This window comes from Pseudomonas sp. BN417 (genome assembly GCF_029871205.1).
Taxonomy (GTDB): Bacteria; Pseudomonadota; Gammaproteobacteria; order Pseudomonadales; family Pseudomonadaceae; genus Metapseudomonas.
In genome coordinates, this window is record NZ_SSOJ01000140.1 from 67,619 (window position 1) to 94,056 (window position 26,438).

The 26,438-nt window shown below is 64.6% G+C and carries 21 protein-coding genes; 6 read left to right on the forward strand and 15 right to left on the reverse strand.

Annotated elements, in window-relative coordinates:
• Positions 1-55: 55 nt before the first annotated feature.
• Complete coding sequence (locus tag E8F11_RS19545) at positions 56-2,299, reverse strand: TonB-dependent siderophore receptor (RefSeq protein ID WP_280290513.1); 2,244 nt, start codon at positions 2,297-2,299, stop codon at positions 56-58.
• A 351-nt stretch (positions 2,300-2,650) separates the two neighbouring features.
• Here E8F11_RS19545 and E8F11_RS19550 point away from each other — a divergent pair, with 351 nt between their 5' ends.
• Both E8F11_RS19550 and E8F11_RS19555 read left to right on the forward strand, forming a co-directional pair.
• On the forward strand, positions 2,651-3,661 hold the full coding sequence (locus E8F11_RS19550) for a TerC family protein (protein ID WP_280290514.1): 1,011 nt from the start codon (positions 2,651-2,653) through the stop codon (positions 3,659-3,661).
• A complete protein-coding gene (locus tag E8F11_RS19555; RefSeq protein WP_280290515.1) occupies positions 3,654-3,833 on the forward strand; it encodes a hypothetical protein in 180 nt (59 codons plus the stop codon). The genes E8F11_RS19550 and E8F11_RS19555 overlap by 8 nt, the downstream gene beginning before the upstream one ends.
• A 135-nt stretch (positions 3,834-3,968) precedes the next feature.
• Here the strand turns inward: E8F11_RS19555 and E8F11_RS19560 are convergent, their stop codons facing one another.
• Positions 3,969-4,613: a Crp/Fnr family transcriptional regulator gene (locus tag E8F11_RS19560; protein ID WP_280290516.1), complete on the reverse strand. Its 645-nt coding sequence runs from the start codon at positions 4,611-4,613 to the stop codon at positions 3,969-3,971.
• A gap of 69 nt (positions 4,614-4,682) precedes the next feature.
• On the opposite strand from E8F11_RS19560, the gene E8F11_RS19565 reads away from it, so the two are divergent.
• Positions 4,683-6,053 (forward strand): amidohydrolase, encoded by a 1,371-nt coding sequence (locus E8F11_RS19565; RefSeq protein WP_280290517.1) that lies wholly within the window; start codon positions 4,683-4,685, stop codon positions 6,051-6,053.
• Between the two features lie 112 nt (positions 6,054-6,165).
• Here the strand turns inward: E8F11_RS19565 and E8F11_RS19570 are convergent, their stop codons facing one another.
• On the reverse strand, positions 6,166-7,395 hold the full coding sequence (locus E8F11_RS19570; protein WP_280290518.1) for an acyl-CoA dehydrogenase: 1,230 nt from the start codon (positions 7,393-7,395) through the stop codon (positions 6,166-6,168).
• Positions 7,396-7,549: 154 nt separating this feature from the next.
• On the opposite strand from E8F11_RS19570, the gene E8F11_RS19575 reads away from it, so the two are divergent.
• Positions 7,550-8,482: a LysR family transcriptional regulator gene (locus E8F11_RS19575; protein WP_280290519.1), complete on the forward strand. Its 933-nt coding sequence runs from the start codon at positions 7,550-7,552 to the stop codon at positions 8,480-8,482.
• A 155-nt stretch (positions 8,483-8,637) separates the two neighbouring features.
• On the opposite strand, the gene E8F11_RS19580 is transcribed toward E8F11_RS19575, so the two are convergent.
• From E8F11_RS19580 to peaA, 11 genes are all read right to left on the reverse strand, one after another.
• Entirely contained in the window at positions 8,638-9,408 is a 771-nt protein-coding gene (locus E8F11_RS19580) for an enoyl-CoA hydratase-related protein (RefSeq protein WP_280290520.1), read from the reverse strand.
• A 131-nt stretch (positions 9,409-9,539) separates the two neighbouring features.
• Positions 9,540-10,667 carry an acyl-CoA dehydrogenase family protein gene (locus tag E8F11_RS19585; protein ID WP_280290521.1) on the reverse strand — a complete coding sequence of 376 codons (1,128 nt, stop codon included), beginning with the start codon at positions 10,665-10,667 and terminating at the stop codon, positions 9,540-9,542.
• A 10-nt stretch (positions 10,668-10,677) separates the two neighbouring features.
• Positions 10,678-11,865: an acetyl-CoA C-acyltransferase gene (locus tag E8F11_RS19590; RefSeq protein ID WP_280290522.1), complete on the reverse strand. Its 1,188-nt coding sequence runs from the start codon at positions 11,863-11,865 to the stop codon at positions 10,678-10,680.
• Positions 11,866-11,875: 10 nt separating this feature from the next.
• Positions 11,876-12,643 (reverse strand): 3-hydroxyacyl-CoA dehydrogenase, encoded by a 768-nt coding sequence (locus tag E8F11_RS19595; protein WP_280290523.1) that lies wholly within the window; start codon positions 12,641-12,643, stop codon positions 11,876-11,878.
• Positions 12,644-12,661: 18 nt separating this feature from the next.
• Positions 12,662-14,281 carry an acyl-CoA synthetase gene (locus E8F11_RS19600; RefSeq protein ID WP_280290525.1) on the reverse strand — a complete coding sequence of 540 codons (1,620 nt, stop codon included), beginning with the start codon at positions 14,279-14,281 and terminating at the stop codon, positions 12,662-12,664.
• 254 nt (positions 14,282-14,535) lie between these two features.
• Positions 14,536-15,564, reverse strand: coding sequence for an AraC family transcriptional regulator (locus E8F11_RS19605; RefSeq protein ID WP_280290526.1), 1,029 nt, complete (start codon positions 15,562-15,564; stop codon positions 14,536-14,538).
• A gap of 182 nt (positions 15,565-15,746) precedes the next feature.
• Complete coding sequence (locus E8F11_RS19610; RefSeq protein WP_280290527.1) at positions 15,747-17,447, reverse strand: AMP-binding protein; 1,701 nt, start codon at positions 17,445-17,447, stop codon at positions 15,747-15,749.
• A 313-nt stretch (positions 17,448-17,760) separates the two neighbouring features.
• Entirely contained in the window at positions 17,761-18,885 is a 1,125-nt protein-coding gene (peaD, locus tag E8F11_RS19615; protein WP_280290528.1) for a quinohemoprotein amine dehydrogenase subunit beta, read from the reverse strand.
• A 29-nt stretch (positions 18,886-18,914) separates the two neighbouring features.
• Positions 18,915-19,238: a quinohemoprotein amine dehydrogenase subunit gamma gene (gene qhpC, locus E8F11_RS19620; RefSeq protein WP_028627367.1), complete on the reverse strand. Its 324-nt coding sequence runs from the start codon at positions 19,236-19,238 to the stop codon at positions 18,915-18,917.
• Between the two features lies 1 nt (position 19,239).
• Positions 19,240-20,670 carry a quinohemoprotein amine dehydrogenase maturation protein gene (peaB, locus tag E8F11_RS19625; RefSeq protein WP_280290529.1) on the reverse strand — a complete coding sequence of 477 codons (1,431 nt, stop codon included), beginning with the start codon at positions 20,668-20,670 and terminating at the stop codon, positions 19,240-19,242.
• A 74-nt stretch (positions 20,671-20,744) separates the two neighbouring features.
• The gene (gene peaA / locus E8F11_RS19630) at positions 20,745-22,262 is read right to left on the reverse strand and encodes a quinohemoprotein amine dehydrogenase subunit alpha (RefSeq protein WP_280290580.1); all 1,518 of its coding nucleotides are present in this window, start codon (positions 22,260-22,262) and stop codon (positions 20,745-20,747) included.
• 456 nt (positions 22,263-22,718) lie between these two features.
• Between peaA and E8F11_RS19635 the strand changes: the two genes are divergently transcribed.
• Positions 22,719-24,212 carry an aldehyde dehydrogenase family protein gene (locus E8F11_RS19635; RefSeq protein ID WP_280290530.1) on the forward strand — a complete coding sequence of 498 codons (1,494 nt, stop codon included), beginning with the start codon at positions 22,719-22,721 and terminating at the stop codon, positions 24,210-24,212.
• 276 nt (positions 24,213-24,488) lie between these two features.
• The gene (locus E8F11_RS19640; protein ID WP_280290531.1) at positions 24,489-24,833 is read left to right on the forward strand and encodes a hypothetical protein; all 345 of its coding nucleotides are present in this window, start codon (positions 24,489-24,491) and stop codon (positions 24,831-24,833) included.
• A 45-nt stretch (positions 24,834-24,878) separates the two neighbouring features.
• Here the strand turns inward: E8F11_RS19640 and E8F11_RS19645 are convergent, their stop codons facing one another.
• A complete protein-coding gene (locus E8F11_RS19645) occupies positions 24,879-26,429 on the reverse strand; it encodes an amino acid permease (protein WP_280290532.1) in 1,551 nt (516 codons plus the stop codon).
• Positions 26,430-26,438 lie beyond the last annotated feature (9 nt).

A 26,438-nucleotide genomic window follows, 5' to 3' on the forward strand; every position in this document is an offset into this window, starting at 1 on the left:
CCAGGCTCCTACATGAAAGGCCCCTCCCCCGGATCGGGAGAGGGGCCTTGCCGCATCAGAAGTCGAAGCGGGTGGTCAGCATAAAGTTGCGCGGATCGCCGTAGAAACCGCCCTCATAGAAGCCCAAGTTGCTGAAGTACTTCTTGTCGGTAAGGTTGTTGCCGTTGAGGGTAACCGACACCTGCTCGGTGACCTGGTACTTGGCCATGGCATCCAGCACCCAGTAGCTCTCCTGGGTGTACTCGAAGTCGCTGGCATTGGTCGCCGGATTCCACACGTCCTTCCAGATCTTGCTCTGCCAGCTGACCGAGCCGCCGATGGTCAGCTTGTTGAACTGGCCAGGCAGGCGGTAGCTGGTGGACAGGCGGAACATGTTCTCGGGCTCAGTGGTGGAAATCTTGTTGTCGTCGCCATCGCGGGTGATGCGATGGGTGTAGCCACCCTGCACCTGCCAGTCAGGCATCAGCTCGCCGGCCACTTCGAGTTCGAAGCCCTTGGTCTGGGCGCCCTGCACCGCGCGGAAGGCGGACTTGTTGCTCACCGGGTCGAAGCCGGCCTCCTCCGCGAGGTTGTCCTGCTTGACCTCGAACACGGCGGCGCTGGCATTCAGGCGGCCATCGAAGAATTCGGCTTTCAGGCCCAGCTCGTAGCTGTCGCCCTCTTCCGGCTCGATCGCCTTGCCACTGGCATCCTGCTCGCTCTCGTGGGGCTTGAAGATGCTGGTGTAGCTGGCATAGACCGAGTAGGTGTCGTTGAGGTCGTAGACCACGCCGGCATAGGGCACCACCACGCCATTTTCCTGCAGGTCCTGCTGCTTGGCGCTCTGGCCGGTGGCGAGGTCGGTGCCGGTGCTGTCCAGCTGCCAGTTGGAGACCCGGCTGCCGAGGATGATCGACAGGTCATCGGTGGGCTTGAAGCGGCCGGTCAGGTAGGCGGCGGTTTCCTTCAGGTCGGTGTCGACCCTGGACACCGGGCTGCCCCAGTCCGGCTCGGGGAAGTCGCCGGTCCAGCCATCGATGGTTGGCACACTGTCGAAGAAGAACGGCCAGTTGGTCTCGTTGGATTCGATATCGCGGTGCGACAGGCCGACCACCAGCTCATGCTCGCGGCCGAGCAGCTGGAAAGGACCGCTGGCATAGAGGTCGTAGGCGTTCTGGGTGGTCTCGTAGCGGTACTTGCCGCGCCAGATGGACATTCCGGTGCCATCCACCGGGTTGGGGTTGCCGCTGGCGGCCGAGCCGAGGGTGATGGGCGAGTCGGTCTCGGTGCGGGTGATGGAGGCCTTTACCACCCAGTCCTGGGCCAGGCGCTGCTCCAGGGTCACGAAGGAGTTGTCGGCGGTGTTGTCCCACTGACTCCACTTGGTGCCCGGGTTGAACGACCGGGAAAAGGTGAACTCATTGCCGTTGCTGTCCACCAGCGGCGTCGAGGAACCCCAGGACGAACCGTCCGGACGATTGGTCTGGCGGCTCAGGCCGGCGCTCAGCAGGGTGTCGTCGGTGATGTCGGTTTCGAGGATGCCGTAGAAGACCTGCTTCTTCTCGGACAGGTGGTCCATGAAGGACTGGCCGTCCTCATAGGCGGTGACGAAGCGGCCGCGCACATTGCCCTGCAGGGTCAGCGAACCGCCGATGTCGAATTCGCTGCGGTAGGTGTCCCAACTGCCGGCACTGGCCGACACATAACCGGACAGTTCGCGGGTCGGACGCTTGCGCACCAGGTTGACGGTAGCCGAGGGGCTGCCGAAGCCGCTGAGCAGGCCGGTGGAGCCCTTCAGCACTTCCACGCGGTCGTAGATGACCATGTCGGCCTGATCGATACCGTTGCCGAAACGAAACGCCGCCGGAATGCCATCGATCTGGAAGTTGTCGATCTCGAAGCCCCGCGAACGGAACTCGACCCGGCTGCTGTCCAGCTTGTTGGCAGTGATGCCGGGAGTCTTTGACAGTACGTCACCAATGCTGGTCAGGCCCTGGTCATCCATCTGCTGACGGGTGATGACACTGACCGATTGCGGGGTTTCGCGAGGCGACAGCGACAGCTTGGTGGCGGTGCTCGTCGAGCCGGTGGTGTAGGAACCCGTGCCTTCTGTGGTTTCACCCAGGCGGTTGTCGGTGATGGCCGTAGCCCCCAGTTCCAGCGTTCCATTGCCGTTTTCCTGCTCGTCGGCGAGCACCACACCGGCCTGCAATGCCAAGGTCACGCCCAGGATCGCTACGGACAACGGGTGACGCTCGATCCGTGCGGCAACGGCATCCCCAGCCGTCTCGACCGCGTTGAACGCATTTCGCTGTTGCACTCTCAAACCCCTTGGATGGTCTATCTGCTTGGTGGCCGGCTAACCACTGGCTTTCTTCTTTTTGCTGTGTGCAACGCCCTTGGCTGGAGCCTGGCGACCGTGCAGGCGGGATCGCATCTGACGGCGGATGCGAAGACCACTATCCAATGTGACTAATTTTCAATTGCTAATCTATTTGCTTCTCACTTGCATAAAAAGAGTTTTCCTACAAAGGGCAAAGATTTGTTACAGCAGCCTCGTTCCAGACCGGTGCGACGAGCGACTAGGCTTTTCCTGTGACGCCGGGCCCCTCTGACGGCTGCCAACCGCCATGTCGGAGTCACTGTTCAACGACGACAGAAGGAGGGGCGCATGGCAGCTCTACAGGCATTTCTCACCGCCGACTTCCTCGGCACCGCCACTTGGTTGTGGCTCGTCTTCCTCGGCATAGTCCTCGCCCTGCTGGTCTTCGACCTCGGGGTACTGCACCGTGACCAGCATGAAATCGAGGTGCGCGAAAGCCTGCTGCTCTACAGCGGCTACTTCAGCGTCGGCATGCTATTCGGGATCTGGGTCTGGTTCCAGCTGGGTGCGCAGAGTGCCCTGGAGTTCTACACGGGCTTCCTCGTGGAGCAGTCGTTGTCCATGGACAACGTCTTCGTCATGGCGATGATCTTCGGCTTCTTCGCCGTCCCCCGCCGCTACCAGCACCGGGTGCTGTTCTGGGGCATCATCGGCGTGATCGTGCTGCGCGCCATCATGATCGGCGTGGGTAGCGCCCTGGTGAAGGAGTTCGACTGGATCCTCTACGTCTTTGGCGCCTTCCTGCTGTTCACCGGCGTGAAGATGCTCGTCACCAGGGAGGACGCCCATCCGGACCTGGCCAACAACCCGGTGCTGAAGTTCGTCCGCCGCCATATGCGGGTCACCGATGACCTACATGGCGCGCACTTCTTCGTGCGCCTGAAACAGGCCGGCCAGAGCAAGGGCCTGCTCTACGCCACCCCGCTGTTCCTCGCCCTGGTGCTGATCGAACTGGCCGACCTGGTGTTCGCCGTGGACAGCGTGCCGGCGATCTTCGCCATCACCCAGGACCCGTTCGTCGTCTACACCTCGAACATCTTCGCCATCCTCGGCTTGCGTTCCCTGTATTTCGCCCTGGCGGCGCTGATGCACCGCTTCGTCTACCTGAAGTACGCCCTGGCGCTGGTGCTGATCTTCATCGGCGGGAAGATTTTCCTGCACGGTTTCATTGGCAAGATTCCCGCCCTGGTATCACTTGGCGTAACCTTCGGCCTACTTGCCGGTGGCGTGATCTTGTCCCTTTTCAAGACCCGCAACACCCCGGCCCGGAGCACGGGAGATCTGGAGAAACATGGCTGAAGTACGGATCGAACCGTTCGAGAAAGATGGCCGGACATTCTGGCGCGTACGCCTGGGCCAACGTGGCCTGACCTTCCACGAGGAACTGGCCGCCCGTACCTTCGCGGCGCAGCTGCACTTGCGGATGGGGTGGCTGCGGACAAGCGCGGGACCGGAGAAGCACGAGTCGTAGGATGGGTCGGGCGGCGTTCCGCGAGCCCTGCGATACCCATCACCGCCGAATCGATGGGTATCGCTCCGCTCCACCCATCCTACGACGCCCAGCGCCCTGCAGGCCCCTTTCGCTCGGATCACCAACCCAATGGCGCTAACACTGGAGTGAATTCCCAGGCTCGCGCCTGCGGGACAGCTGCGAGAGGTACTGCGGGGTGACCCCCAGATAAGACGCGATGCACTTTTGCGTCACCCGGTTTTCCAGGCCCGGGTATTCCTCCCGGAACGCAGCCAGCCGCTCACGCGCGGATGCGAATCCAACCATACAGGTACGCCTGGCCTGCTTCTTGAGGTTGTATTCAAGGAAACGCACAGACACTTCGAACGACAGCCTTCCCTCCGCCAGCAGGCGGCCTAGTGCGGGACAGTGAAACTCATAGGCGTCGATCGGCTGTTCGGCAACGACGAAGGATTTTGCCGGCAACCCGCTCTTTGCGGCGAGTACATCTTCATGAGCCCCGGCCATCTCGCCTTCCGCGGCAAACCTCAGGGTGACGTCCGCGCCGCTTTCGGTGATGAAACCCGTCCTCGCCACACCACTCATGATCCAGTAGGCGGAATGGGCAGGCACAGCCTGACGCTGGAGAAACTCGCCTTTACGGAAAGTGACCGGCTGCGCCAACGCCGACAAGTTGTCGAGCATGTGGTGATAAGTCCCTTCGCTGAAGAGGTAGCGCTTCATCATCACATCGCGAAAACGCCCCACGTCATCCAGAAATGCTTCTTTCTTGTTCTTCATCTAGTTGAATGCCCGGTCTGCATGGCCCGCTGTAGCTTGCCTTCGTCCAGAGCATCAGGACAACCGGCAATGCATCTGCAAAAGTCCCATGGAGACAAGACTATGCCAACAGCTTTCCCTCACACCGCAATCAGGCTCGGCCTTCTGGCTGCCGTGCTGGCCAATGCGGGCTCGAGCTTCGCCCAGCCATCAGCGAGCCCGATCACCACACAACAGTTGGATCAGAGAATAACCCGGGTGGAATCCAAGGTCGTGGCATGGCGACGTGACATACACCAGCATCCGGAGCTGTCCGGCCAGGAAGTTCGCACGTCCAGGCTGGTGGCGGAGCATCTGCGAAGGCTGGGCATGCATGTCACCACGGGTGTCGGAGGCCATGGCGTCGTGGGTCTCCTCGAGGGCGGTTTGCCCGGCAAGGTCGTCGCGCTTCGCGCCGACATGGACGCCCTTCCAGTGCAGGAAGCGACCGGTCTGCCATTCGCGTCCAAGGTAATCGCAAAGCACATGGGCAAGGACAGTCCGGTGATGCATGCCTGCGGTCACGATGCCCATACCGCGATTCTGATGGGTGTGGCCGAAGTGCTGGCGGGCATGAAGGCGCAAATCCCGGGCAGCATCAAGTTCATCTTCCAGCCTGCCGAGGAAGGCTTTTCCGAGACGCCTTCCAGTGCCGATGCCCTGAGGGGGGCGAAGGCAATGGTCACCGCAGGCGTCATGGAGAATCCGAAAGTGGATGCTGTTTTCGGCCTTCACGTCGCCCCGGTCATTCCCAGTGGTGTGATCGGCTGGCGCAGCGGGCCGGTCCTGGCCAGCGCCGACACGGTGCGCATCACCGTCGAAGGCAAGCAGACCCATGGCGCCGCGCCCTGGCTCGGCGTCGACCCCATAGTGACTTCCGCACAGATCGTGAGCGCGCTTCAGACCGTCGTCAGCCGTTCGCTCGACATCACCCGGGAGCCTGCTGTTTTCAGCATCGGTTCGATCAACGGCGGTACCCGCGAAAACATCGTTCCGGACTCCGTCGAGATGCTGGGTACGCTGCGCACCTTCAATGAAGAAATGCGCACCAGCGCCAAGGAGCGCATCACCAGCATTGCGCAGTCGACTGCCACGGCCAATGGCGCGAAGGCGGACATCAGTTTTGGGCCGTCTTCCTATAGCGTGACGAGCAACGACGAGGTGCTGACCGAAGCCATGCTTCCCGCGCTAAAGCAAGCGGCCAATGGGAAGCTCATGCTCGTTCCCAAGGCAGCCGGCGCGGAAGATTTCTCCGAGTACCAGCAGGTAGCGCCAGGCCTGTTCTTCTTTCTCGGCGTCAAACCCGGGGACAAGGCGGTCGGACCACCCCACTCACCCACCTTCGACCTCGACGAGTCGACATTCCCGCTGGGAATGAGAAGCCTGGCGATACTGGCACTGGCCTATCTCGAGAAAGGCTAGGCGTCCGATTCTCGCCTCGCAGGAGACGTCACGGGCGATCGGCCGAAGCATGGCCCTAATGCCTTGCAGGGGTTGGCGCAAGCCGACCCCCTCTGGCTTTGGCAGGGCGCGATCACTGACCGCTGCGCAGCATTTCCTTCGGCACGTACTTGCCGATCTCGAACTTGCCGATGGCCGCGCGGTGCACTTCGTCCGGGCCGTCGGCCAGGCGCAGGGTGCGCTGCATTGCGTACATGTAGGCCAGCGGGAAGTCGTTGGAGACGCCGGCGCCGCCGTGGATCTGGATGGCGCGGTCGATCACCCGCAGGGCGACGTTGGGTGCCACCACCTTGATCTGGGCGATCTCGCTCTTGGCCACCTTGTTGCCCACTGTGTCCATCATGTAGGCCGCCTTCAGGGTCAGCAGGCGGGCCATGTCGATTTCCATCCGCGAGTCGGCGATCTTGTCGAGGTTGCCACCCAGGCGCGCCAGCGGCTTGCCGAAGGCGGTGCGGCTGACGGCGCGCTTGCACATCAGTTCCAGGGCGCGCTCGGCCATGCCGATGGAACGCATGCAGTGGTGGATGCGGCCCGGGCCGAGACGGCCCTGGGCGATCTCGAAACCGCGGCCCTCGCCCAGCAGTACGTTCTCATAAGGCACGCGCACGTTCTCGAAGACCACCTCGGCATGGCCGTGGGGGGCGTCGTCGTAGCCGAACACCGGCAGCGGGCGCAGTACTTTCACTCCGGGGGTGTCGATGGGCACCAGGATCATCGAGTGCTGCTGGTGGCGCGGCGCGTCCGGGTTGGACAGGCCCATGAAGATGAGGATCTTGCAGCGCGGGTCGCAGGCGCCCGAGGTCCACCACTTGCTGCCGTTGATCACCCACTCGTCACCCTGGCGCACGGCGCGGGCTTCCATGTTGGTGGCGTCGGACGAGGCCACGCCCGGCTCGGTCATGGCGAAGGCGGAGCGGATCTCGCCACGCAGCAGCGGCTCCAGCCATTGTTTCTTCTGTGCTTCGTTGGCGTAGCGCACCAGCACTTCCATGTTGCCGGTATCCGGCGCGGAGCAGTTGAAGGGCTCCGGCCCGAGCAGGGAGCGGCCCATGATCTCGGCCAGCGGCGCGTATTCCATATTGGTCAGGCCGGCACCGAGTTCGGACTCCGGCAGGAACAGGTTCCACAACCCCTCGGCCTTCGCCTTGGCCTTCAGCTCCTCCATGATCGCGGTGGGCTGCCAGCGGTCGCCCTCGGCGACCTGCTGCTCGAATACCGGCTCGGCCGGATAGACATAGGCGTCCATGAATGCGGTGACGCGTTCACGCAGTTCCTGGACCTTCGGGGAATAGGCGAAATCCATGCGGGGCTACCTTTTGCGGGGGTCTATGTGTGAGGTCTGGTAAGGATGCTAGAACAGGGCGTAAGATTTCCCTAGTCTATTTTCGGCATCTATGAACATTCATCACCGATATATGGCCCACTGATAAGAACAATCCTCGAGGAGCACGTCCGGCATGAATCTGAACAAGGTAGACCTCAACCTCTTCATCGTCTTCGACGCCATCTACACCGAGGCCAACCTGACCCGCGCCGGCCAGATCGTCGGCATTACCCAGCCCGCCGTTTCCAACGCCCTCGCCCGCCTGCGCGAGACCTTCAACGACCCGCTCTTCGTCCGCACCGCCCAGGGCATGGTGCCCACGCCCATGGCGCAGAACATCATCGGCCCGGTGCGCAACGCCCTACAACTGCTGCGGGTATCGGTGCAGGAAAGCCGCACCTTCAACCCGGCCCAGGCAAACAAGACCTACCGCATCAGCATGACCGACCTCACCGAGACGGTAATCTTGCCGCCGTTGTTCCAGCGCCTGCGCCGCATGGCGCCGACCGTGCAGATCGAGAGCTTCCTGGCCAAGCGCCGCGAAACTACCAAGGAACTGGCCGCCGGCCGCCTGGACTTCGCCGTCGACGCGCCGCTCAACACCGACCCCCAGGTGCGCCACGTCAAGCTGATGGAGGACCGCTATGTCTGCGCCATGCGCCGCGGCCACCCGCTGGCCAAGGAGAAGATCAGCCTGGACGAATACCTGTCGCTGTCCCATATCCACATTTCCAGCCGCCGGAGCGGCCTGGGCTACATCGACCTGTCGTTGGGCAAGATGGGGATCCAGCGCAAGGTCACCCTGCGCTCGCAGCACTACCTGATGGCCTCCACCGTGCTGCACGGCACCGACATGGCCATCACCGTCCCCGAGCGCTTCGCTCGCCGCCATGACCTGCACTACGTCGACCTGCCGGTGCACGACGTGCCGTCCCTGGAAACTCACCTCTACTGGCACGAAAGCACCGACCAGGACCCGGCTAATCGCTGGATGCGCGAGCAAATCATCGAAATCTGCCAGCAGGTGACGGCGCAGGAGCAGAAGGAGCTGAAAGAGCGGGCGTAAAGCCCGCCGCGAAGGCATTCAGGAACATTGTGGGGGCGAATTCATTCGCTAAGCAGACCGCAGGTCTGCCCTGGGAGTTTTCAGGGGGCAGCTGCGCTGCCCTTAGCGACTGAAGTCGCCCCCACAAGGAAAAGCGAACTGCGCCCCGCCAGAACTCAGCGCCCGAACACCGGCTTGCGCTTCTCGATGAACGCACCCATGCCTTCCTTCTGGTCCGGCGTGGCGAACACCGCCTGGAACAGCCGTCGCTCGAAGCGCAGGCCCTCTCCCAGCGAACCTTCGTCGACCCGGTTCACGCACTCCTTGAGCATCAGCACCGCCGTGCGCGATTGCGCGGCGATGCGGCTGGCGCTGTCCATGGCCACATCCAGCAGTTCCGCCACCGGCACCACCCGTGCCACCACGCCGCAGCGCTCGGCTTCGGCGGCGTCCATGCTGCGGCCGGTCAGCGACATTTCCATGGCCTTGGCGCGGCCCACCAGGCGGGTCAGGCGCTGGATACCACCGGCCCCCGGGATCACGCCCAGCTTCACCTCCGGCAGACCGAAACGGGCGTTGTCGGCGGCGATGATGAAGTCGCACATCAGCGCCAGCTCGAAGCCACCACCCAGGGCGTGACCGGCCACTGCGGCGATGATCGGCTTGCGCCGTTGCGCCACCCGGTCCCAGCGGCCGAGGAAGTCGTCCAGGTAGGTGCCGGGGAAGCACAGCTCGGCCATTTCCTTGACATCGGCGCCGGCGGCGAAGGCCTTCTCCGAGCCGCTGATCAGCACGCAGCCGATGGCGGGTTCGCGCTCGAAGCCGTCGAGCACCTGGTTCAGCTCGTCGATGAGCAGGGTATTGATGGCATTCAGCGCTTCGGGGCGGTTCAGGGTGATGCGGCCGACAGCGCCGGCCTGCTCCACCAGGAGGGTCTGGTAGGTCATGGGAGGTTCCTCGCAAAATGGATTGGCAGGCCTACGGCCTGCTTAGCGATTGAAATCGCCCCCACAGAAGGTCGGCCGCGCCGTTGTGGGGGCGAATTCATTCGCCAAGGGCAGCGCAGCTGCCCCAGGGCTCAGAGGCTGCGCGCAATCACCATGCGCTGCACGTCCGAGGTGCCTTCGTAGATCTGGCACACGCGCACGTCGCGGTAGATGCGCTCCACCGGGAAGTCCTTGAGATAGCCGTAGCCGCCCAGGGTCTGGATGGCCGCCGAGCAGACCTTCTCGGCCATTTCCGAGGCGAACAGCTTGGCCATGGAGGCTTCGGTCAGGCAGGGCATGCCGGCTTCGCGCAGACTGGCGGCGTGGTGGACCATCTGCCGGGCCACGGCGATCTGGGTGGCCATATCGGCGAGACGGAAGGCCACGGCCTGGTGCTCGATGATCGGCTTGCCGAAGGTCTTGCGCTCGTGGGCGTAGTCCCGTGCCGCCTCGAAGGCCGCACGGGCCATGCCCACGGATTGCGCGGCGATGCCGATGCGGCCGCCCTCCAGATTGGACAGGGCAATGCGGTAACCCTCGCCTTCCGCGCCCAGACGCAGGGACGCCGGGATGCGCACCTCGTCCAGCTGGATCTGGCAAGTATCGGAGGCGTGCTGGCCGAGCTTCTCCTCCACCCGCACCACCTGGTAGCCGGGCGTGTCGGTGGGGACGATGAAGGCGCTGATGCCCCTCTTGCCAGCGGACGGATCGGTGACGGCGAAGACGATCACCATCCCGGCGTGGTTGCCGGAAGTGATGAACTGCTTGGCGCCGTTCAGCACATAGTGGTCACCGTCGAGGCGCGCGCGGGTGCGCAGGTCGCTGGCATCGGAGCCGGCCTGGGGCTCGGTGAGGGCGAAGGCGCCGATCATCTCGCCCGTGGCCAGTGGCTGCAGGAAGCGCTGCTTCTGCTCCTCGCTGCCGTACTTGAGGATGGGCATGCAACCCACCGAGTTGTGCACGCTCATGATGGTGGAGCAGGCGCCGTCACCGGCGGCTATCTCCTCCAGGGCCATGGCGTAAGCCAGGTGGCCGGTGGCCGCGCCGCCCCATTCCTCCGGCACCAGCATGCCGAGAAAGCCCAGCTGGGCCATCTCGCGCAAGGCTTCGGCCGGGAAGCGGTGCTCGCGGTCCCAGGCCTCGGCAAAGGGTTTCAGCCGTTCCTGGGCGAACTGCCGGGCCATGTCGCGGATCTGGATATCCTGTTCGGACGGAATCATCGCAACCTCCTCAGGCCATGCGCTCGATGGCGACGGCCGTGGCCTCGCCACCGCCGATGCACAGCGACGCCACGCCGCGCTTCAGGTCGTACTGGGTCAGCGCATTGAGCAGGGTCACCAGCACCCGCGCGCCGGAGGCGCCGATGGGGTGGCCGAGGGCGCAGGCGCCGCCGTGGACGTTGAGCTTGTCGTGGGAGATATCCAGATCACGCATGGCGACCATGGGCACCACGGCGAAGGCCTCGTTGATCTCGAACAGGTCCACATCGCCAAGGCTCCAGCCGGTACGCGCCAGCAGGCGCTGGACGGAACCTACCGGTGCGGTGGTGAAGAGGTTCGGCGCCCCCGCGTAGGAGGCGTGGCCGGCGATACGCGCCAGGGGCGTCAGGCCGCGCTTTTCCGCCTCGGACAGGCGCATCAGCAGCAGCGAGGCGGCGCCATCGGAAATGGAGCTTGAGTTGGCCGCGGTGACGGTACCGCCCTCGCGGAAGGCCGGCTTCAGGGTGGGAATCTTTTCCAGGCGCGCCTTGGGTGGCTGCTCGTCGCTGGCGACGGTGACCAGCTCGCGGCCGGACTTCGCTTCCACCGGCACGATCTCGGCGGCGAAGCGGCCCTCGGCCATGGCTTTCTGGGCGCGGGTCAGGGAGGCGATGGCGAAGGCATCCTGCTGTTCCCGTGTGAAGCCGTAGGCCTGGGCGCAGTCCTCGGCGAAGGTGCCCATCAGGCGGCCCTTGTCATAGGCGTCTTCCAGGCCGTCGAGGAACATGTGGTCGAGCACCTTGCCGTGGCCCATGCGGTAGCCGGAGCGGGCGCGCTCCAACAGGTAGGGCGCGTTGGACATGCTTTCCATGCCACCGGCCAGCACTACATCGGCGCTGCCGGCAATCAGCAGGTCGTGGCCGAGCATCACGGTCTTCATGCCCGAGCCGCACATCTTGTTCACAGTTGAGCAGACCACGCCCTGGGGCAGGCCCGCACCAAGAGCGGCCTGACGCGCCGGGGCCTGGCCCTGGCCGGCCTGCAGCACGCAGCCCATGATCACTTCGTCGACGGCGTCGGCCTGCACCCCGGCGCGCTCCAGGGCGGCACGGTTGGCGGCGGCGCCGAGCTGGGCGGCGGTCATGTCCTTGAAGTCGCCGAGGAAGCCGCCCATGGGCGTGCGCACGGCGCTGACGATTACGATGGGATCTTTGTTCATGGCGATCTCCTTACTTGGCGGCCATGCGCAGCGCGCCATCCAGACGGATGACTTCGCCGTTGAGCATGCTGTTCTCGATGATGTGGCGGGCCAGCGCGGCGTATTCGTCCGGGCGACCCAGGCGCGGCGGGAATGGCACGTTGGCGGCCAGGGAGTCCTGAACCTCCTGCGGCATGCCGGCCATCATCGGCGTCTCGAAGATACCGGGGGCGATGCACATCACGCGGATGCCGGAGCGTGCCAGATCACGGGCCACCGGCAGGGTCATGGCGGCCACACCGCCTTTGGAGGCCGAATAGGCGGCCTGCCCCATCTGGCCGTCGAACGCCGCGACCGATGCGGTGTTGATGATCACGCCGCGCTCGCCACCTTCGTTCGGCTTGCCCTGGGCCATGGCCTCGGCGGCCAGGCGCAGCATGTTGAAGCTGCCGATCAGGTTGACTTCGATCACCCGGCGGAAGCTGTCCAGGCCGTGGGCGCCATTGCGACCCAGCACCTTCTCCGCCGGCGCGACGCCAGCGCAGTTGATCAGCCCATGCAGGCCGCCGAAGGCATCCACTGCTGCGGCCACGGCGGCGCGGGCATCCTCTTCACGGGTGATGTCGGCCTTGACGAAGCGGGCATTGCCGCCCAGTTCCCCGGCACGGGCGGCACCGACCTCGGCGTTGATGTCCACCAGCAGCACCTTGCCGCCCTGCCCCACCAGTTCTCGGGCGGTGGCCAGACCCAGACCGGAGCTACCGCCGGTCACCAGGAAAACGGAATTCTCGATACGCACTTTTGCTACTCCTCGGGATCAGTGAGCGGTGGCCGCCTGGGCCTTGGCAATCTCCTGGTTACGCAGGAGGAAACGCTGGATCTTGCCGCTCGGGGTCTTGGGCAATTCCGCGACGAACTCGATTTCGCGCGGATAGGAATGGGCGGACAAGCGCTTGCGCACGTACTGCTGCAGCGCCTCGGCCAGGGCGGCATCGCCCTCGTGGCCGGCATGCAGCACGACGAAGGCCTTGACCAGTTCGGTGCGCTCCGGGTCGGGCTTGCCGATCACCGCGGCCTCGATCACCGCCGGGTGCTCGATCAGCGCGCTTTCGACGTCGAAGGGGCCGACGCGGTAGCCGGAGGTGGTGATCACGTCATCGGCACGGCCGACGAAGCTGATGCTGCCGTCGTCGTTCAACTCCACGGTGTCACCACTGAGATAGTAGTCACCGACGAATGCCTTGGTGGCCATGCCCTGATAGCCGGGGAACCAGAACAGCGGCGAGCGCGGCATGTCCAGGGCGAGGATACCGGGCTGGCCGACGGGCAGTTCGCGGTGGGCCTCGTCCAGCACCACCACCCGGTGGCCGGGCATGGCGAAGCCGGCGGCGCCCAGGCGCACCGGGTGCTCCAGGGCGTGGTGGTTGCACAGCACCATGCCCAGTTCGGTCTGGCCGTAGTGATCGTGGATGGTGCAACCCAGGCCCTCGGCAAACCAGCGGATCACCTCAGGGGTCAGCGGCTCGCCGGCGCTGCTGACGGCGCGCAGGCAGCCCTTGATAGCGGCTTCCACCTCGTCACGGGCGGCCAGCAGCAGGCGGTAGGCGGTGGGCGAGCCGGCCAGGTTGGTGATGCCGTATTCGCGGATGATGCGGCAGGTGCTTTCCACGGTGAAACCGCCTTCGTAGAAAGTGGTGGCGTGTCCCATGGCCAACGGGCCGGTCACGGCGTAGTAAAGGCCGTAGGCCCAGCCCGGATCCGCCAGGTTCCAGAAGTTGTCCTCGGGACGCAGGTCCACCGCATCGCGCATGTAGCTGACGAAGGCGACTATGGCCTTCAGCGGCACGGCCAGGGGCTTGGCGAGGCCAGTGGTGCCGGAGGTGAACATCAGCAGGAAGGGATCGGAAGCCTTGCGCAGCACCGGCTCGAAGCTGGCCGGCTGGCGCTCCAGCTCGGTCCAGAAGTCGTCGCCCACCACCAGTGCCGGCGGAACGCCGTCCACTTCGTCCAGCTTGGGCCGGTTGGTCAGATCGGTAACCACCAGCTTCGAGCCGGCGCCTTTGACCCGATGCTCGATGGCCTTGGGCCCGAAGGCGGTGAATAGCGGCTGGTAGACGGCGCCGATGCGCCAGGTGCCGAGGATGGTGATCAGCAGTTCCGGGGTGCGCGGCAGCAGCCCCGAGACGCAATCGCCGGGGCGCACGCCCTGGCTGTGCAGGTAGTTGGCGAAGCGCGCGGACGCATCCTTGAGCTGGGCGAAGGTCCAGGTGGCGCGCTCACCGTCGCGGCCCTCCCAATACAGGGCGACGCGCTCCGAGTCGGCATGGCGGTCGCAGCATTCGACGCAGGCGTTGAGGGCGTCGAGGTTGCCGACCAGGCTCGTGGAAGCGGCGTTGGCGTAGTCGAACTCGCGGGCAGCGGTGAAGTAATCGCGCATCGGGTGGGCTCCGGGTTTGTTTTTGTTGGAGTACCGGGATGGTCGCGCCGAGCGGGGGTGGCGGCAATGTCGAAAGGCATCAACCTGAGTGAGCGGAATTGACAGGGGCCAAGCGCTTTTGTGGGGGCGAATTCATTCGCGAAGGGCAGCGCAGCTGCCCCATGAAGTCGCCGCGGGCAGGACTGCGTCCTGCTTGGCGAATGAATTCGCCCCTACAAAAAGACCGCCCCCACGGGCATAGCACTGGCGCCGCCTCAGCTCGATTCGGGATGAATCAGCGCCCGGTATTGCCCTGGGGTGGAGCCGGTCCACTTCTTGAAGGCCTTGTAGAAGGCGCTGGTGTCGGCGAAGCCCAGTTCGAAGGCGAGCTCGGTGAAGTTGCCTTCACCGCTGTCCAGCCTGGCGATGGCCAGGTCGCGCCGGACCTGGTCCTTCAGCCCCTGGTAGGACTGCCCTTCCAGGGACAGCTTGCGGCGCAGGGTCGAGGGCGCCATGAAGAAGTGGCTGGACAGCGCCTCCAGGTCCGGCCAGCGCTCGGGCTTCAGGCTGCGCAGGTAGGCCCTGATGCGCGCCGCCAGGCTCTGCGGGTCGCGGTAGCGGACCAGGATGTTCGCCGGCAGACCGCCGAGGAAGCGCTTGAGGTCGCGCTGGCTGCGGCGCACCGGCAGCTCCAGGCAGTCGGCGTTGAACAGCAGGCGGCTGTGCAGCCGGGAGAAGCGCAGGTTGGTGCTGAACATCACCCGGTAGTCCTCGATGTAGTCGGGCACCGCGCAGCGCAGGTCGACGCCGAGGATGGGAATGCGCCGGCCGGCCAGCCAACAGAGCAGGCCATGGATCATCAGCCACAGGGTGAAATAGCCGAAGGCGCGGCATTGCTGGCCCTCGGGCTCGTCCAGGGCAATTTCCGCCAGGCCGCCGCGCCGCACCAGGCGCGGCGAGAGGCCGTCGAATACCAGGTCGAGGAAGCGCAATGCCACGTCCAGCGCCGCGCCTACCGTGGGCTCCTTCGCCGCCGCGCGGGTCATGTAGGCGAAACTGCCGAACTTCATCCGCCGCGGATTCATGCCGAAGAACTCGTCGTCCATGCTCTGCGCGACCAGCACCCAGAGATGGCCGAAGTGCTCCGAAGAGACGCGCCCATATGGCTTGGCCAGCAGCTCGGCAGGGATGCCGGCGCGGCTCAGCAGCGCGGAATCGTCGAAACCCCGCTGGCGCAGTTCCAGCAGGGCTTCATGGACCAGGCGGACGGAGATGGTGCCTTTTTCGGTGGACGTGCCTGTCATGGTCTCCCTTGGGGGATAAAGGTTTCCGATCGGGGGCACATTCTAGAGGCTTTACCTGTGGGGGCGAATTCATTCGCTTTGGGCAGCGCAGCTGCCCCATGAATGCCCGAACGGCAGGACTGCGTCCTGCTTCGCGAATGAATTCGCCCCCACAGAAGAGCGAAGAGCCCGGCCCCGGCGCCCTACCGGATCGCCTTCACCTTGTCGTCCTTGGGTGGGGTCAGCTCCTCGATGCTGATCTCGCGCATGCGGAACTTCTGGATCTTGCCGGTCACCGTCATCGGGAAGGCATCCACGAAGCGGAAATGGCGTGGCACCTTGAAGTGGGCGATACGCTCCTTGGCCCAGGCGCGCAGTTCGTCCTCGTTCGCCGTGTGGCCGGGGTGGAACTTGATCCAGGCGACTATCTCCTCGCCGTACTTGCTGCAGGGAATGCCGATCACCTGCACGTCGGCCACCGCCGGGTGGGTGAAGAAGAATTCCTCCAGCTCGCGCGGATAGATGTTCTCGCCACCGCGGATGATCATGTCCTTGCTGCGCCCGACTATGCAGATATAGCCATTCTCGTCCATCGAGGCGAGGTCGCCGGTGTGCATCCAGCGGCCCGGATCGATGGAGTCCACGGTCGCCTGCGGATTGTTCCAGTAGCCCAGCATCACGCTGTAGCCACGGGTGCACAGTTCACCGATGGTGCCGCGGGGGACGATCCTGCCTTCGGCGTCGACGATCTTGCTTTCCAGGTGCGGCTGGGTGCGGCCGACGGTGGTCACGCGCAGCTCCAGCTCGTCGTCCGGGCCGGTCTGCAGGGACACCGGGCTGGTCTCGGTCATGCCGTAGGCGATCTGCACCTCGCTCATGTGCATCTCGTTGATCACCCGGCGCATCACTTCGATCGGACAGGTGGCGCCGGCCATGATCCCGGTGCGCAGGCTGGACAGGTCGAAGCTGGCACGCTCGGGGTGGTCCAGTTCGGCGATGAACATGGTGGGCACGCCATAGAGTGCGGTGGCCTTCTCCTCGGCCACGGCGCGCAGGGTGGTCAGCGGGTCGAAGGCATCGCCGGGGTAGATCATGGTGGAGCCGTGGGTCATGCAGCCGAGGTTGCCCATCACCATGCCGAAGCAGTGGTACAGCGGCACCGGGATCACCAGGCGGTCCTGCTCGGTCAGCCCCAAGCTCTCGCCGACCATATAGCCGTTGTTGAGGATGTTGTAGTGGCTGAGGGTGGCGCCCTTGGGGAAACCCGTTGTGCCGGAGGTGTACTGGATATTGATCGCATCGTCGAACTGCAGCCCGGCCTGGCGCTCTGCCAGCGTCTCGGCGCTCACCTCCCCAGCTCGCTGCTGGAGGGCCGCCCAGGACAGGAAACCGGCCGGCGGATTGGCCGCCAGGCTGACCACGCCACGCAGTTCCGGCAGGCGCTCGCAATTCAGGCTGCCCGGTTCGGCGGCGGCCAGCTCGGGCACCAGGCCCAGGAACATGGCGTGGTAATCGGAGGTCTTGAAGGCGTCGGCGCAGACCACCCAACGGCAGCCGGATTGCTTGAGCGCGTATTCCAGCTCGCTGCTGCGGTAGGCCGGGTTGATGTTGACCAGGATGGCGCCGATCTTGGCGCTGGCGAACTGGGTGATGCACCACTCGGCACAGTTGGGCGCCCAGATACCCAGGCGGTCGCCGCTGTTCAGGCCCAGGGCGAGCAAGGCGCGGGCATGGCGGTCCACCGCCTCGGCCAGTTCCTTCCAGCTGTAGCGCAGGCCCTGGTGCCTGACCACCAGCGCCTCGCGCTCGGGGAACTTGGCAACCGTGGCATCGAATGCCGCGCCTATGGTCATGGCGAGCAGGTCCTTGTCCTGCCGCCCCCGGGTGTAGCTCTGGTGATTCATGGCTTTCCCTTCTTGTGCTTGTATTGGGATACAGCTGTGAATGACGTATCGGCTTTATTTACCTTTACGTAAACGTAAACGTAAAGGTAAAGGTAAATAAAGCCTGTTTTCCTGTCTAGTGACCCATTGGTCGAAGTGGGGTTCGACCGATTGGGAGCCGATGGTCGGCACCCCGCCCGGCTCGAACTTCTTTTGTGGGGGCGAATTCATTCGCTATGCAGGACGCAGTCCTGCCATTCAGGCGGAAGGGGGCAGCTGCGCTGCCCTTAGCGACTGAAGTCGCCCCCACAAGGAGAGCCTGCAAGGGCCTGCCCTACCTCACGAACACCTGCGTCGTGGTGATCGACATGTCGCCGCCCGGCAGCTTGATGTTCTTGATCTTCTCCAGGCTGTCCGGATCGAACACCGCGATGTCGTTGAAGGTGCCGGCCAGGTACAGCTTGCTGCCCTTGGTGTTGAAGGCCACGCAGTAGTAGGAGTGATCCAGGTTGGCCGCCTTGATCAGCTTCTGCTCCTTGATGTCGTACTTGGCCAGGCGGTTGAGCACGCCGAACATCTGGTTCGGGTCCTTCGGCGAGCGCAGGCCGGTGAAGTACAGCTCGGTCAGCGGCGCGAAGTCCTGGACGGTCGACTTGCCGGTCTTCAGGTCGATGCTGACGTAGCCATAGATGAAGTCGGCGGTGGCCAGGTCCTGCTTCTCATCCTTGAACTTGGCCGTGGTGTAGAGCATCGAGAACTCGTGGTAGGGCGTCTGGTGCGGCCAGAAGTAGAGCACGTCCGGCGCGCTGTAGTTCGGCCGCTGCCAGTTGCGGCCGGGCACCGCCACCTCGTACTTGCCGGTCTTCACGTCCATCTTGTAGATGTCCGGCCCGGCGACGTAGAGGGAGCCGTCATCCGCCGCGCGCATCAGGTAGACCTGCCGCGGCATCGGGAAGCTGCGTACCGGCTTGGCGTCCAGCCCGGCGCTGGTGTCGTAGACCTCCAGGCGCGGCTGCTTGACCACATAGTGGTCGTTGAGCATCTCGGTGGGGTTGACCGTGGTGTAGAGCTCCTTGCCGTCCGGGCTCAAGGCGAAGGAGAACATCGAGCGCACCTTCTCCCCAGGCTTCTGCGACAGCTTGGCGTGGAACACCGTCTTGCAGTCGTCCAGATCGACGCCGTAGAGGTCGCCGAAGTGGTTGTTGAGGATAAAGGCGGTCTTGTTATCCGGCGCCATCATGGCGGTGCCGGGGCCGAAGGCGTCGGGCAGGCGGCAGGTCTTGTACAGGCTGTCGGTGGCGAGATCCACCACATGCAGGTTGTTCGGGTAGTTGGTGGCGATCATGTATTCATGACCGGCCTTCAGCGCCGGGCCGGTTTCATCCGCGGCCCAGGCGTGCGCGCCCAGTGCGAGGCCGGCGACAGCGGTCGCCAGGCTGGCGATGGCTTTGAGTTTCATGCGGTTATCCCTCTTGTTCTTCTCGCCGGTCATTTGTCTTTCGGGAATACGGTGCCGAGGTTGCGCCAGTCCTCTTGCGAGTTGGTCGCCTGGGCGTTCCAGTCCTGGTAGGTGCTCATCATGTCGGGCACCTGGGCGGGCCACCAGCAAGGGTCTGAGCAGCCGTAGAGGTCAGCCTCCATCGGCTGGCAGAGCGAGGCCACTCCGCCAAAGGCGTCCACCTCCCAGCCCGGGTCCGTGGTGGCGGTGCACCCGGCCACCGCGCTCATGGCCATGACTTCTTCGATGCGATCTTCGGCTGCGGCTTTTTCGAGCATTTGCGCTTTGTTGTTGAGCGGCTTCAGATGTTTCATGTCAGTGCGCCTTCCGCGGAGTGATGTAGCTGCTGATGAAGGCCGGATTGCCGGCCATGATGCGGCTGTAGACCTCGATGCCGAAGTCCACCCAGTCGCGCATCAGCTCGCAGTAGTGATAGGTCGGGTGAGTCGGGTCGCCGTAGCGGGCGTAGCTCTCGTGGTAGCAGCCGCCGGAGCAGAGATTGCGGATGCGGCAGCTGTCGCAACCGGTGCCGCTGCGGTCCAGGCGCTGGGAGAGGAAGTCGTTCAGCTCGACCTGCTTCACCCCGCTGTGCACATTGCCGAAGGTCGGCAGGTTGGAGCCGGTGAAGCGATGGCAGAGGTTCAGCTCGCCCTTGTGGTCCACCGCCAGCATCTTCAGCCCGGCACCGCAGGGCAGCGCCTTCTTGTGGCCTTCGTGGATGTCGGTGATCAGCTGGTGCAGGTTGGAGAAGCCGATATTGCGATGCTCCAGCGCCGCCTCCAGGTAGCGGCGGCCGAGGGCCTTCATGTTGGCGAAGACCTCCACCAGCTCTTCGCCGGTCAGGTTGAAGTCGCTCATGTCGCCCGAGGTGACCGGGGCGAATCCGACCTCGGCGAAACCCAGCTCGTTGAACAGGTGGTTCCAGATGGTCTCGACGTCGGTGATGCCACGGGTCAGGGTCACCCGCGCGCCCACCGGGCGGCTGCGGTAGCGCGACAGCAGCAGGTCCACCTTGCGCCGCACCACGTCATAGGTACCCTGCCCGCCCACGGTGATGCGGTTGCGGTCGTGTACCGTCTTCGGCCCGTCGATACTCACCGAAAGCCCGAAGCGGTGGGCATTGAGGTAGTCGATGACCTCTTCGGTCAGCAGCGTGGCATTGGTGGTCATGACGAATTCCACGAACTTGCCGGCCTCACTGAAACGGCGCTCGCAGTAGTCCACCATGTGCTCGATCAGCGGCCGGTTCGACAGCGGCTCGCCGCCGAAGAAGACCACAGTGTAGCGATCCTCGTCCGGCGACTCCCGGAGCAGCATCTCCACCGAGGCTTCGGCGGTTTCCGCGCCCATCTTCTTGCCCGCCGAAGGCTTGTCCAGGTCTTCCTTGTAGCAGTAGGTGCAGCTCAGGTTGCAGCCGGTGTTGACGTTCAGCACCACGGTGTTCAGCGCGGTGCGCTCGACCTTGCTGATGCCGATTTCCGGCGTCAGCGGCGAGCCGTCGCTGACCACTTCCAGCGCGATCAGCTCGCGCAGGGTTTCATTGATGTCCTGCCCGGCGAAACGCCCGGCCAGGCGCTGCACCAACTCCTCCGACGAGCAACCTTGCTGGCGCAGGGCGTCGATGATGCCGCCGGTGACTTCGTCGGTGGCGAACAGCGAACTGCTCGGGATGTGGAACAGCATGCGGTCGGCGTCCACCCGCACTTCGTGCAGGTTGCGTTCGACCAGATTCAAGATTGCGCCCATGGCGACCTCCCGGAATTCTTCCCAATCGTCGTTGCGAACCCGGACGGAGCCTGCCGTCCGGGGGACGTCGCCAGTCAAGGCAGCGGCGGGTTGTTCCAACGTTGCACGGTGACGATCAGGTGGCCCTCGCCCTTCTGGCCGCCCTCTTCGAGCTGGGCGATCACCTTCAGATTGCCGGCGTTGTTGGTCATCATCTTGCGTTCCGGGTTCGGGCCGGCTCCGCCGGGCACGAAGACACCATCGGGCTGCATCTTGCCGGCGAACTTGACGTCCTCGTCTTCCTTGGCGCGCTCGTCGAAGGGCTCCACCGACCATTTCGCCGGCAGGTAGCCGATGCGGTACGGCTTGCCGTCGGCGCCCTTGCCCCAGGCCTCGGCCTCGAAGCGACCCTGCACCTTGGGCGTGGAGCCGCCGTTCTCGCCGACGCGGGCAATGGAGAACTCGGGCACCACCTTCACTTCGGCGATGTCCTTGTAGACCGCCAGGTCGACGCCCTTGAGGTCGCCCAGCGCCACGTTGCGCACGCCGGGGGCGGCATCGGCGGCGGCCTTGACCTTGACGCGGACCTGTTTCGGAGTGACCTCCAGCACCTTGATCACCTCGACTCCGGCGCCGAACTCCGGCGTGCCGGACAGGCCGCTGCCCACCAGGGTCAGCTCGGCCTCGCTGCCGGCCTTGAGGTGCGCCGGTTGCACGGCCAGCAGCTTGGCGCTGCCCTCTTTCGCGGCGCTGAAGTCCAGCCCGCGTTCGTCATGCCCGGCCTCGAACATGCGGCCCTTCATCTCGCCGTCCAGAGCAGCGAAGACCTGGCGCAGGTTCAGTTCGCCGACCTTGACGTTGCCGCGCCACTCGTAGCCGTTGTAGAGCATGGCCGATCCTTCGCCGTTGAAGGGAGAGCCGTCGGCGTACCGGCCCTTCACGCTGACCTTGAAGGTATCGCCCTGATCCGCGGTGACCGTCATCACACCACGCACATCGCCCTTGGTCAGCATGTGGCCGCTGAAACTCCATTGCCCTGGCAGGCTGTCGGCTTTCGGTTTGGCCTTCTGCCAGTCAGCCCAGGCCTTGTCTTCCAGCGGGAAGCGCTTGGCCAGTTCCGGCACCATTTCCTTGAGGGCGAGGTCCAGCCAGTCGCGGTCGCGGGACTGGGCCTGGTACTCGAGGGACGGCCACTGGCCGAGGTGGAAGTTGACCAGGTGTTCCCACTCCTTGGCGGGGCGGCGCTGCAGGGCGACGCGGGCGCCCGAGTGGCAGCGGCCGCACATCTGGCTCAGCTGGTCGTCGAACTTCTCGACGGTGTTCAGGCGGCGCTCCATGGCGTAACGCACGCCTTCGGTTTCGCTGGGGGCCAGGCCCTGCTTGTCGGCCAGGTACTTGACCAGGGTGCGGCGGTCGGCGTCGCTGATCTGGAGGCCGTGCATCACCTGCATGCGCCCGATGCTCATCAGCCAGCCCTCGGGGGTCTTGCGCTGGTGGCTGATGCGGCTATAGGAATCGTTGCCCTCGGGGATGTGGCAACCCATGCACTTGGATTTGAGGATGGCCGGGCCCTCCTCCGCTGCATGGGCCTGGGCGAACATCAGGGACGCCATGGCCAGTGCCAGGGTGCCCGCGTGCTGCCGGAGTCGAGTCGTCTTCAAGGTCAGACCTCCACGGTGTTGTTCTTATGGTTTGCATCCCGTCGCGGAACGGGTGCAGCTGTCACGGCAAATACATATTGCGTGCCATGCCGATGAAAGTCCTTTTACAACAACTACTTAGCCGTAAAAATCAAGCTTGGCGGGGATGCTGGCAGCGGGCCGGGCCGTCTAATTTCGCGACAGACTGTTCCACCCTGAGACTAGGCCGCGCAGCACCTGATAAAAGTAGACGGTGAGACTGTTCCAGACCTGTCTCAGGCCGTCTCAAACTGCAACAGGCCGAATCTGGCAACAGGCCCGGCCCCATGAATAAAATCCTTTTAATTCAGCCACTTATTTAGAAAACAAGGCCTTGGCATGGGGGTTGCGAAAGCGCTGTACAACTTCAATGAACAGAGGCTCTTCCCCATGCTTGCTGACCTGCCCGTCCTCCCGCAAACCCAGGCCTTCGTCGGCCGCAAACTGAAGATGCTGATCGGTGAGCAGTGGCTGGACGCCGCCAGCGGCAACACCATGAGCTTCCGCAACCCGGCCACTGGTGAAGTCCTCGGCGAGGTGCCCTCGGCCACCTTGGAGGATGTCGACCGCGCCGTGCAGGCCGCGCGCCGGGCTTTCGACGACTCGCCCTGGAGCCGCATGCGCCCGCGCGAACGGCAGAACCTGCTGTGGCGCCTGGCCGACCTGATGGAGCGCGACGCCCAGGAGCTGGCCGAGCTGGAATGCCTGAACAATGGCAAGAGCGCCGCCGTGGCGCGGGTGATGGACGTGCAACTGGCCATCGACTTCCTCCGCTACATGGCCGGCTGGGCCACCAAGATCGAAGGCAGCACGGTCGACGTGTCCATGCCGCTGATGCCGGACGACCAGCTCCACGGCTTCATCCGCCGCGAGGCGGTGGGCGTGGTGGGCGCCATAGTCGCCTGGAACTTCCCCCTGCTGCTGGCCTGCTGGAAGCTCGGCCCGGCGCTGGCCACCGGCTGCACCGTGGTGCTCAAGCCCGCCGACGAAACCCCGCTGACCGCCCTCAAGCTGGCCGAGCTGGTGCTGGAAGCGGGCTACCCGGCCGGGGTGTTCAACCTGATCACCGGCACCGGCCTGAATGCCGGCGTCGCCCTCACCCGCCACCCGGGCGTGGACAAGCTGACCTTCACCGGCTCCACCGAAGTCGGCAAGCAGATCGGCAAGGCCGCCATGGACAACATGACCCGAGTGACCCTGGAACTGGGCGGCAAGTCGCCGACCATCGTCATGGCCGACGCCAACCTCCAGGAGGCCGCCGCTGGCGCCGCCACCGCGATTTTCTTCAACCAGGGCCAGGTCTGCTGCGCCGGCTCGCGCCTCTATGTGCAGCGCAAGCACTTCGACAATGTGATCGCCGACATCGCCGGCATCGCCAACGGCATGAAGCTTGGCAACGGCTTGGACCCGAGTGTGCAGATGGGCCCGCTGATCTCCGCCAAGCAGCAGGACCGCGTCACCGGCTACATCGAGCTCGGCCGCGAACTGGGCGCCACCATCGCCTGCGGCGGCGAAGGCTTCGGCCCCGGCTACTTCGTCAAGCCCACGGTGATCGTCGACGTCGACCAGCAGCACCGTCTGGTGCAGGAAGAGATCTTCGGCCCGGTGCTGGTCGCCATGCCCTTCGACGATATCGACGACGCCGTGCGCATGGCCAACGACAACCCCTACGGCCTGGGCGCCAGCATCTGGTCCAACGACCTCTCGGCGGTGCACCGGATGATCCCGCGCATCAAGTCCGGCTCGGTCTGGGTCAACTGCCACAGCGCCCTCGACCCCGCCCTGCCCTTCGGCGGCTACAAGCTCTCCGGCGTCGGCCGCGAGATGGGCGCGGCAGCCATCGAGCATTACACCGAGCTGAAATCGGTGTTGATCAAGCTCTGAGGCTGGGCGTAACGGAAATACGGATAGCCCGGATTGCATCCGGGCTATTTGCTTGCGGGGCCGGCCCAGCATCCAGGCCAGAGAGTCGCGCGGATCGTTGGGCTTCGCTGAGCTCAGCCACAACCTACGGCATGGGTCGAAATGACAGCATGCGCGTCATTCGAACCACAGTCAGAATGACCACATAGAAATCAACACGTTGATTTAAAAGGGTTTTATAACTGGCACAGAAAATGAAGCTTTCCCTTCCCAATCCAATAGCAGAAGGGAAATCCCATGAGTATCCCCCGCATCACCCTGTGTCTTGCCCTGCTCTCTTCCCCCATCGCCTTCGCCGCGGAGGTCCTTTCCGAAACCCCTGATACCACCGTCGGCAAAGCCACCGGCGGCATGACCGGAATGATGCTTGGCGCCCTGGGCGGCCCGGCAGGCGCCGTCGCCGGTGCGGCGGTGGGTTACTTCGGCGGCGGCTTCGTGCAGGAGTCCACGGGGCTCAGCGAACCCGCCTACCTGGTGAAGACCGAAGATGGCTCGGTGCAGCGCTTCCGCTCTCCCGGCAAGTACTTCAAGCCCGGCGATCAGGTTGAGGTGCGCGGCATCCGCATCGAAGCCGCGAAGTGAAGACGCGGCGCCCCTCTCCCGGTCGGACAGGGGCGCCGGCAAGGGCTACTTGTTCAACGCCTCTTCCGCCGCGGCGATCTCCGCCTGGCGCTTGGCGATCATGTCGCCGATGGGCGGGCCCTGGAAGCGCCGCGCCTCGAAGGCGAACCAGATGATCCCGGTGAGGATCAGGAAGCCGATGGTGATGTACAGCGCCCAGTCGTTGGGCGGCTGGATGCCGATGACGAAGATCAGCACCATCGAGATCAGCGAGAGGATCGCCACCAGCGAGTAAAGCCCGCGCCCCAGGTTCCAGGGCCCCATGCGTGGCCACTTGGCGCTGCCGAAGGTGAAGAACCCGAGCATGATGGGGATGATGAACGAGAAGAACAGGAAGATGACGGTGCAGGACACCACGATGGTGTAGACCGGCGTCTCGCCGATGGACACCAGGGACGAACCCCAGACGAACAGCACCGCCAGGGTGGCGCCGGTCCAGATGGCCGCCACCGGGGTACGGTAAGCGCGCGATACCGAGGCCAGGGCCTTGGACGCCGGCAGGCCGCCGTCACGGGCGAAGGCGAAGATCATTCGCGATAGCGAGGTCACCGTGGCCAGCCCGCAGAGGACCTGCGAGATGAAGATGGCCAGGTAGAGCGACTCCTTCACCACCGAATTCACTTGAGTGTCCATGGCCCAGAAGAACACGTTCCAACCCTGGGCCGCCGCCTCTTCCATGCTCGGCAGCATCAGCACGAAAGCGCTGAGCATCAGCCAGCCGAACAGCAGCGACCAGACCACCGACATCACCATGCCGCGCGGCACCGAATGGGCCGCCTGCACGGTTTCCTCCGAGGTGTGGGCCGAGGCGTCGTAGCCGGTGATGGTGTAGATCGGCAGCAGCAGGCCGAGCAGGAAGATCCAGGTGCCGGACACTTCTGGCCAGACATTGCCGCCTGCCGCGCCGGAGAAGTTGCCGAAGGTCCAGAGACGGGAGAACTCGTAGCTGGGCGCGGCGGCCAGGCAGACGATGGTCAGGGCGATGGCCGTGGCGAAGATCAGGTAGCCGGAGAAGTCGGTGAGCTTGGCCGTCAGCCCGATGCCGAAGTGGTTACAGAGCGCCTGCCCGCCGGTAAGGATGGCGAGGAAGACGACCCGCGTGGTGGTGGTGTCTTCCATGCCCAGCATCGGCCCGAACGCGCCGAAGAAGAAGTAGTAGGTGCCGACGTTGATCGCCCCCAGCACCGTCACCAGCCCCAGCAGGTTGAACCAGGCGGTGAGCCAGCCGGTGAAGCGGTTGCCGAGGATCGAGCCCCAGTGGTACAGCCCGCCAGCGGTGGGATAGGCCGATGCGATCTGCGCCATGGCCACGGCGAAGACCCCGGAAATCATGCAGCCCAGCGGCCAGCCGATGCCGATGGCGGCGCCGCCGGCGCCGGAGATGCCCTGGGCCAGCGAGTTGATGCCGCCGGACAGGATGCAGATGATGGAAAAGGAGATCGCGAAATTGGAGAAGAGGCCCATTCGTCGCGCCAGCTCCTGGGCGTAGCCCATGCTGTGCAGCAGCTTGACGTCATCTTCCTGATGCGTGGGGCCGTGATGGAATATGGTTTTCATCGTGGGTGC